The organism is Rhodococcus chondri (genome assembly GCF_036327435.1).
Lineage (GTDB): Bacteria > Actinomycetota > Actinomycetes > Mycobacteriales > Mycobacteriaceae > Rhodococcus > Rhodococcus chondri.
The window spans coordinates 1-2,059 of record NZ_JAUZMZ010000338.1 but is presented as its reverse complement, the minus strand read 5'-3'; the positions used below and the strand labels follow the sequence as shown (position 1 = coordinate 2,059).

The 2,059-nt window shown below is 69.3% G+C and carries 1 protein-coding gene and 1 pseudogene; both read left to right on the top strand.

Annotated elements, in window-relative coordinates; genetic code table 11:
* The coding region (locus Q8814_RS25915; protein WP_330154796.1) for an ABC transporter permease at window positions 1-1,189 on the top strand (1,189 nt) is incomplete at its 5' end.
* A gap of 124 nt (window positions 1,190-1,313) precedes the next feature.
* A pseudogene (locus tag Q8814_RS25910) lies at window positions 1,314-2,059 on the top strand (alpha/beta hydrolase); the annotation flags it as partial.

The following is a 2,059-nucleotide window of genomic DNA, read 5'->3' as shown; positions in this document are numbered from 1 at the left end:
GGTTCTTCTCGCCGCGCCGCCCCTGTCGCGGCCGGTCGTGAACGTGCTCGGATCGGTGTTCGCCAGGCCGTTCGGCGCTGTGGGCCGGCTGGCCCGCACCAACGCCACCCGCAACCCGCGCCGCACCGCGGCGACCGCGTTCGCGCTCACCCTCGGGCTGATGCTCGTGTCCGTCATCGGCGTGTTCGGGTCGTCCGCGAAGACCAGTGTCGACGCTCTCGTCGACACCGGGGTCAAGGCCGATTTCATGCTCTCCGGGCCGCCGATGTTCGGGGTGCCGCTCGACGCCGCCGACAAGGTGCGCGATGTCGACGGCGTCGTCGAGGTGGTCGCCGCCCACACCATGCAGGCCGAGATCGACGACAGCTTCGAGTACGGGACGGCCGTGTCCGGCCCGGTCGAGGATGTGCTCTCGCTGGAGATGTCGGCCGGCACCTCCCGGGTCAGCGGCAACGAGTTGCTGGTATCGGAATCCCAGGCCTCCGAGCGGGGCTGGGAGGTCGGGACCACCGTGCCGCTCACGAGCCGTGACGGCGAGACGGTCGACACCGAGATCACCGGCATCTACGCCGACAACCAGCTGATCGGTCCGTGGCTGGCCTCGCCGGAACTGTACGACCGGTTCACGCCGGAGTCGTCGCGGTCGGCCGCGGTGGTGCTGATCAATACCGCCGATGGGGCGGACCCCGAAGCGGTCCGGTCCGGGCTCGAGGAGGCTGCCAAGCAATACGTGATCGTGCAGGTCCTCGACCGTGAGCAGTTCAAGGGCGAGCAGGCCCAGCAGATCGACATGCTCCTCGCCATCCTGTACGGACTCCTCGCGCTCGCCGTGGTGATCGCGATCCTCGGCATCGTCAACACGCTGGCCTTGTCGGTAGTGGAGCGGCGCCGCGAGATCGGCATGTTGCGCGCCGTCGGCATGCAACGCGCTCAGGTGCGACGCACCATCTACATCGAGTCGCTGCTCATCGCGGTGTTCGGTGCCGTGGTCGGCCTGGTTCTGGGCCTGGTGTTCGGATGGGCATTCGTGCGCACTCTCGCAGACCAGGGCCTCGACCGGATCTCGGTGCCGTGGTCGCAGGTGGTGGGCATGCTCATCGGCTCCGGTGTGGTCGGCGTGCTCGCCGCCCTGTGGCCCGGTCACCGTGCGGCGAAGACACCGCCGCTGGAAGCCATCGCCGACGTGTAGGCGCAGGCATGTAGCCGAGTTGTCCACAACCGGCTCGTTCATCCACAGCTACCGGCCCGACGGAGGATTCCGCGGGCCGGTAGCTGTTTGTGCGCCTTATCCTTCCGTGCAGGGGGTGGCACACATGGACCTGGGGGAGCTCGCATGTTGGGATCCGGATGCGCTGCACGACTTCGGTTTCGCGCTGGGACACCATGCCGCAGAACTCGAACGCGTCGTCGGCGACATCCGGTCGGCGGGCCGGTTCCGCGAGGAGTGGGCGGGTCCGGCCCACGATGCCGCCGCGTCACGCATCGCCGAATTCGCCTCCGCGATTGCTGCACAAGGCGATTCGTACCGCGCGGTATGCGCCTGTGCATACCGGATCGCGCCGCGGCTACGCGAGTTGCATGCCGAGCTCGCGGATGTGCGGCAGTGGGCCGCGGAGCGGAGCCTGGGCTTCGCTGCCGACGGCAGCATCTCCGCCGCCCCCGGAGTGAGCGATACCGACCGGGGAGTCCTGCACGGCCGCCTCGATGCGCTGACGGATCGCGCCACCGCCCTGGACGAGGAAGCCGCAGCGATCCTGGCGAGAGCATTCGACGAGGAAACGGCAAACGGCGGAGACGGCTCGGGGCCTCTGCTGTTCGGGGGCGAGCGTGCCCGCCTTCCACGGCTGCCGCAGGTGCCCGAGGTCGGAACCGACCCTGACCAGGTGGCGCAGTGGTGGCAACGCCTCGACGACTTCGACCGGACCGCACTGCTCATCGAGCGCCCCGAATCGATCGGCCCGCTCGACGGCATCCCGGCCGGCGCCCGCGATCTCGCGAACCGTGCCCTGCTCGACATCGAACGCGTCCGGCTCGAGCAGGTTGCCCGGCAACCTGTCGC